This window comes from Nostoc sp. LEGE 12454, from assembly GCF_056620565.1.
Window position 1 is genome coordinate 20,819 of the sequence record NZ_JBWQXL010000067.1, and the last position, 6,494, is coordinate 27,312.

General features: G+C 40.4%; 7 protein-coding genes. 4 read left to right on the plus strand and 3 right to left on the minus strand.

Features of this window, described 5'->3' with window-relative positions:
* The first annotated feature begins 42 nt into the window (after window positions 1–42).
* Together AC1F2U_RS32540 and AC1F2U_RS32545 are read left to right on the plus strand one after the other, a co-directional pair.
* Window positions 43–315, plus strand: a complete 273-nt coding sequence (locus AC1F2U_RS32540; protein WP_196520289.1) for a hypothetical protein — start codon at window positions 43–45, stop codon at window positions 313–315.
* On the plus strand, window positions 312–761 hold the full coding sequence (locus AC1F2U_RS32545) for a clan AA aspartic protease (protein WP_480264896.1): 450 nt from the start codon (window positions 312–314) through the stop codon (window positions 759–761). Before AC1F2U_RS32540 ends, AC1F2U_RS32545 begins: the two co-directional genes overlap by 4 nt.
* Window positions 762–795: 34 nt before the next feature.
* Here the strand turns inward: AC1F2U_RS32545 and AC1F2U_RS32550 are convergent, their stop codons facing one another.
* From AC1F2U_RS32550 to AC1F2U_RS32560, 3 genes are read right to left on the minus strand one after another with little or no spacing between them, the layout of a single operon-like run.
* Window positions 796–3,666 (minus strand): DUF1156 domain-containing protein, encoded by a 2,871-nt coding sequence (locus AC1F2U_RS32550; RefSeq protein ID WP_480264897.1) that lies wholly within the window; start codon window positions 3,664–3,666, stop codon window positions 796–798.
* A 34-nt stretch (window positions 3,667–3,700) separates the two neighbouring features.
* Window positions 3,701–4,279 carry a PIN domain-containing protein gene (locus tag AC1F2U_RS32555; protein WP_480264898.1) on the minus strand — a complete coding sequence of 193 codons (579 nt, stop codon included), beginning with the start codon at window positions 4,277–4,279 and terminating at the stop codon, window positions 3,701–3,703.
* A 32-nt stretch (window positions 4,280–4,311) separates the two neighbouring features.
* On the minus strand, window positions 4,312–5,523 hold the full coding sequence (locus AC1F2U_RS32560; RefSeq protein WP_480264899.1) for an ImmA/IrrE family metallo-endopeptidase: 1,212 nt from the start codon (window positions 5,521–5,523) through the stop codon (window positions 4,312–4,314).
* 153 nt (window positions 5,524–5,676) lie between these two features.
* Between AC1F2U_RS32560 and AC1F2U_RS32565 the strand changes: the two genes are divergently transcribed.
* Window positions 5,677–6,045, plus strand: a complete 369-nt coding sequence (locus AC1F2U_RS32565) for a hypothetical protein (protein ID WP_480264900.1) — start codon at window positions 5,677–5,679, stop codon at window positions 6,043–6,045.
* 62 nt (window positions 6,046–6,107) lie between these two features.
* Complete coding sequence (locus AC1F2U_RS32570) at window positions 6,108–6,368, plus strand: hypothetical protein (RefSeq protein ID WP_335087099.1); 261 nt, start codon at window positions 6,108–6,110, stop codon at window positions 6,366–6,368.
* The last annotated feature ends 126 nt before the right edge of the window (window positions 6,369–6,494 follow it).

Consider the following 6,494-nt stretch of genomic DNA (forward strand, 5'->3'; position numbering starts at 1 on the left):
ATACTACAATGGTTGAAGAAGCAATCATTTGGTGTAATTGTGATGCAATCAATTTTCTGGAGTGTAGAAGAAGTAGCTATTCGAGCTAAACAGTTTTATGAAAACGGTATTCGTCAAAATGTCGAGTCTGGTGACAATATCGGCAAGATGATTGTGATTGATGCAGAAACGGGTGAATATGGGATTGATCCAACTGGTGTAGAGACAGCGTTAAAGTTAAAACAGAAAAACCCTAATGCTAGATTGTTTACTATACGGATTGGTTATGATGTTGCTGTAAGTTTTGGTGGTGCAATGGAGCGTACTGCTGAATGATTTATGGGAAAGTAATCGATGGTAGGGCAATAATTCCAGTGGTTTTTCGTTTACCTTCGCAGCCAGAGTTTTCTTTAGATTTTGTCATTGATACTGGATTTAATGACCATCTTACTTTACCATCACAGGCAGTCAGTGCGATGAATCTTCCCTTATATTCTAGTACCGAAGCAAGGTTAGCCGACGGTACTCAAGCTTTATTGTCTATACATTTGGCAACAATTGTATGGGACGGTATAGAAAGATTAGTTCCAGTTTTAGCTGCTGGTTATAAACCTTCTTTATTGTCTATACATTTGGCAACAATTGTATGGGACGGTATAGAAAGATTAGTTCCAGTTTTAGCTGCTGGTTATAAACCTTTACTTGGGACTTCTCTCATGGCAGGATATCATCTAGAAATAGATTTTCAAGACAATGGTTTAGTTTCCTTAAAGAAACTCTAATCGATTAGTTGTTGTTTAGGTAGGTTCGGAATTATCAGAATAAGTTCAATTGTCCACCTTCATTAAATGGTATTTCAGGTTGCACATAAGAGACTTTGGCTTTGATTTCATCCATAGCCAACCACAAATCTAATAACGCTTTTTCTTCAGGAAGACGTTTCTTTTCATCACCAATGCGGGGAATTACTTTCAACGCTACTTCAAATGTCCGCATAAATAAATCGTTGCTAACTAAGCCTGTATTTTTCATAAATCTACGGACTGGTTCTGTATTTTCTTCCTCTTGGTAAAGAGCGATAATGGCGTGGAGTCCATCTACTAAATATCTGGCAGAAAATTCAGTATCGGTGACGGAGAAGGCGCGTTTTTTCAAGCGTTGTTGCGGGGTGAGTAATTTACAGTAACCGCTTCCAGAATCGAGTAGTTTGTGTTTTTTGACTAAATCGGAGACATCAAAACCACCGACTGCTAAGGCGAGTTGTCTAGCTTCATCGAAGGGGAATTCTCGCGCTTCAAAGGTATCCCATGCCAAGATGTACCATTGGGTTAAGGGGTCAATACCGTTGAAGTCTTTACCTTCTAATAGCTTTTGTAGTCGGTATTCGACTACTGCTTGGCGTACTTCTTCAAATGCTGCTTTGGGTTCAACTTGATTCCCGGCGCTGTCGAGGATGGAACTATATTTGGTAAATACACTCAAAGCTGAACCGAAAGCACTTAAGCACAAGTTTATACCAGGGGGTTTAATGCGGCGTTGCGGATCTGCTACTCTATCAGCTGCCGGACGTGAATCTTCAGTTAAGCATTTTTCGAGTTCTGGCGCTTTTTCAAAGACGATATTTCGCACGTCAATTCGCACGTCATCCCACCAAGCTTGTTCAGCATTCGGATCGCGTTTGCGGCATACTAAAAGCACGGTGCTGGATACTGCGTTTTTCTGCGCTTGGTGCAAGTTTTGCGGGTTTTCGGTACTGACTGCCCAAGATGCGGTAATCTCGAAACCAGCATCGATGAGGGATTTTGCTAAGACATCCCACGCGCCGGAGTCTTTGTGGTTGAATTGCACTGTCATTACGCCGTCGTCGCGGAGGACTCGGTGGTATTCGGCGAACGCCATCGCCATTTTTGCTTCATAATCTTGGTTGGCGAGAATTTCTGGGGATACTCCCATGTTGCGAAAACGGGAAGGGTTGGCGACGGCTTCGCGTTCTTTGTCAGTAAGTTCTAGGTAGAATAATTCTGGGAAGATATCGCCGAGGGTGCGTTTTAGCCAGACGTAGAAAAAGTCGGATAAATCGGCATAGGGAATTGTGCCATAGTATGGTGGGTCTATCACAATTGCATCTACAGATTTGTCAGAGATATGAGTTAAATTATCGGCTGATGCTGAGTTAATTTGTATAGATTTTGGGTCATATTGTTCAATACCTGGAATACCTGTTGAACCGGATTTAGTTCCGAATAAGGCACATAATTTCTCATAATCTGATGCTACCTTTTCAGCACACCATCGCCATAAACGTAAACTTCCATTAGTTTCTGGATAATTCCAAATTAAATTTAAAGAATGTTGACCAGAAGCACCTTCAATTTTTGGGCCCATTGCATTAACGTGAGCTAGCCTACAATTGACATCAATACAACGGTCAAATACCAGTGCGAGGTACGATATAATTGCTTCTGCTTTCTCCCACTCATATTCAGATTGAATTAGTGCTTTTGCTTCATTGATAATTTCTACATAAGTTACAACCGTTAAAAGCTGACGTGGATTAAATATATCTGACCATTGTTTACAATAATTTAGAATTTGACCGTGGTCATTAATTATCAATTCGTTAGGAATTAAGTTATGTTCTGTTAATTGAAGTTTATATTCTATTTTTTTATTTGATAATTCGTATCCAAAAATATCATTTTCTCTAGCGATTCTAAATTCTAAGCTTCCCTTATCTTTCCTATAACCCACGGCATATAATTGTTGCTTTAACCCAAATGATTGAGCTTGATCCTTAATCACATCATCTTCAATCACATTTCCACAATTAGGACATCTACCTACGCCTCTGCTAATGGTAATTGTAGTATCTGGGTCATGTTCTTCATCATCAGTTTGAATAGTCGTCCCCTTCCCCTTCTTTCCCCTAACCAATTCAAAATCAACGCGCTTATTTTCAGGATTAGGAATTGGCTTCACTGCATACCAATCACTCGTAATTTTCCTCGCTTGTCCTTTTCCTCCATAATTACTAGCACGACTTAACCACCAATTAGGACTCAACGGAACAACAGACTCACAACTAGGACAAACAACTGTATGCGCCCACAAATAATTCTGCACAGTTTCCCCAGGCAAAGAAGGGAAAAACTCAGCTAACCTTTTCTCAGCCTCATCCCCAACCCACTTCACCCATTTATCAATATCCTCCTGCAAATCTGGGCCAAACTTTAGCGGATATTCCATCGCCGCCTTCATCGTCACCACCGCCACAGGATTTAAATCAGAAGCCAGCACATTTAACCCATATCTCGCCGCCTCAAAAGGGATACTTCCACCACCTGCAAAGGCATCTAAAACAGTTGGTGTGCGAGTTCCCCAAACCTTCTCACAATAATCCTGCACTTTCTTAATTTGCACAGAATTAGGCGGTGTTTTATATAGCTTTACCTCCTTCCCCGGTACTAACCCCAGCAAATATTCAAACTCTTGCATTGTGATATCTGCTGGTAATAAAGAAGCCAACACACTGGCGCGACTAAAAGATAATGGCTTACGCGAATACCAGCGATGTAATCCTTTAAAAGGATTTCCCCCATGTTCAAAATTAACTTGCTCGTTTAATACCTGCACAGGCATCATTTTTTCGATGAATACAGCAGGGCGTTTGGGGGTTGAGTCAGGCATGGAATGTTTATAGTACTACAGGTTCATTTAAGCATTATGGATTGAGATAGCTAGAAATGCCATTTTCGTAGGACAAGGGAGAACGATAACCTTCATCAATCATCTGCGCGTGAATAGCATCAGCAAGAGACAAACAGAGAATTTTGTTTTTAACCGCCTTAATGAGAATACCCAAAGTCCCTGTTAAGCGAATCCCCCGTTCTTTGGCAAAATTTCTGGCTGGGCCATCATCGGAAGCAAAAACCCAATTACGGTTACGGGCTATAGCCATCGCTTCTGACTCCCCCACACCAAAGCGTTGACTGTACTCTCTGGTTAGTCGTAACTCGATAGCATCATCATTGGGGTTAACATCATCTGGAGGTGTTTGCAGCCAACCATCATCTAAAGCCTGATTAATCTCTTCTAGTTTCGTTCGATTTTGCAAACGAGCAGATGTAGAAGCGCTGTTAATTCCTGCTTGGATTTCGCGTTGGACAGCCTTACCAACAAAGGCTCTACCAGCGTAGAGCCTTTGGAGGACATAGAAAACCTGTGAAAGAGCAAAATTACTCAGTACAGTGTTATCAAAAATTATTGGCGATGCCTCTGGTTCTGTACTTTTTGACTTCACTATTTTTTCCGTTCAATCTTCACACCAAATAGTTAAGCGTTCTCAATATCGCTTAAAAGTTCTAACTCAGAATTGATACCCAAATTAATAGGAATATCTCTGGACTGTAATTCATTTTTTGCCTCTTCCAAAGTTATTTCTAACAGTTCTGCCAACTTACTCAAGCTTAAATAACCGGAACGATACGCATCAAAGACCATCTCTCTATACTCATTAGGAAATTGACTAAATTTTTCCAAGCGAGGAACAGAACGACCAATTTTAGCAAGCAGTTGTTTTGGCTTTTCTTTAGATAATTTTGGCAAGACATTTTTCTCAATTAAGCCAATTCTTTTATCCCCCATACGGTAAAGCATAGCTTTATAGCTAACCCCAAAATCTAACGCCAAGTGCATAACGATTTCGGCATTAATATCTCCATCTGACTTTTCTAAATAAAAAGTCAATCGTGGAACTATTGCTTCTTCAGGCATTAATAAATTAGCAGCAAACCATTGAGCAAAGTATTCTTCCGGTCGGCGATAATTTCCACTGGGGTCGCAGGTAATGCCTTTTTGCTGACGATGAATTAAGTGATGGCAATATTCATGTGCCAGCACAAAATTAAGCATATTAGCTGAATAATCTCCAAGGTTTCTTTTCACCAAAATGAAGGAACCAAGGAAAGGTGAAAAAATGAAACATCCTCCTAATTTGGGCGTTACCAGATTCCATGCCATCACCCTGACACCTTCGTTCTCCAAAACGTCCCACATATTTCTAATTGGGCTAGAAATTGGAATCCCCAGTCGGGCACGTTCTTGTGCTGCCATCCACTTGGCTGCTGCTGGAGTAGGCTTAAATACGTTGTATAAAGGCTCACTTGAGTAAGGTTCAGAAAGACGGTTCAACTTTCGAGCTAAATCCCCAAAGTTGCGGTGAAACTGACGAAACCGATCAATTTGCTCCTTATCAGGCGATATGTCAACAACTTGGTTGGCACTGAAAAGGATTTGAGTTGGGTCATCCTCCTCAAAATTACTAACCTCTATTGCTCTAGACTCTTCATCAAAAAAAAACAGAATACTCTTCCCAACTAAACGGGAAAACCGTTCGAGTTCCAGACTGTCTACCTTGCGTTTGCCACTCTCAATCAAAGACACAGCAGAACGCGGCAGTTCAAGATGCTGTGCCACAGCATCTTGAGACAGCAAAGCCTCTTCCCTGGCAAAGCGAATTCGGCGACCTAGTTCTGCGTAATTCATTCTCCTTGAAACCTAATCTTTGTTTGATAATCGAACATCTAACCTAATCTTAGCCCGATTTGGCAAGAAAATACTTCTAACTTTGTTAGATTTTTAAACATCGTGCTACTATATGCTTAGTATATGTTCGATAATCGAATAAGAAGAGAACTTATGTCTGATGTATATCTACCCCTTCCATACACTCCAAACAACCCAAGGGAAGAACCGCGTGTTTTATTTAAGCTTGGTAGTATCTATCAAGACTTGGAACTTGGTCAAGAATATGATTTGAAAAACCCAGTAAGTATTTTCTCTGGTACTTATTTTCCTGTTATGGTGACTGGTTTTTATCAAGGGCTAATTTTAGTACAGTCACCAATAAGGGATATTCTTAATCAGGCTGTAATCAGTTTCTTTTCATCACACCATTTACAAGATTATAAACCACTTTCTCAAGAGGAGTATTGCTTCCTTTATCCACAGGAGTGCCAATTACTTCCTGGAAGAGTTCTAGGGATTGATATAGTATCCACAACATGAAATTAGTGCATCTCATACCAATCTGTCTTGAACTTTAACTGTAGTTTTCTTAGGAGTTAGATATGAAATTTCAAGGCGCAATTATCAAAGAACAGAGAGTGACTTTTGCAATAGTTATAGTCAAGAAGCAGATTGTGGATCACAAAACTGAAGCTGACAAAGCTATACATGTCTTTCAACCTATATTTCCTGGAATACCTATTGTACTGATGGCTCAAGATTCTAGAGGAATTCCTACTTATTACGGTCGTCAGGACATATCCCAATTTATGGCGAATATTCCAATTGAATGTGTGCCGTTCAAAGAATATACAATAAGTTGAGAGTAGTGCGATTCGATGTCGCACGTAATGAGTTAAATATCCTGACTGGACAAGGTTTTACTTAAAAGCATGATTATTGCACCGATGCCGAAGGATATCTACAGGCGAGTGTCCAACGCCTGTCCT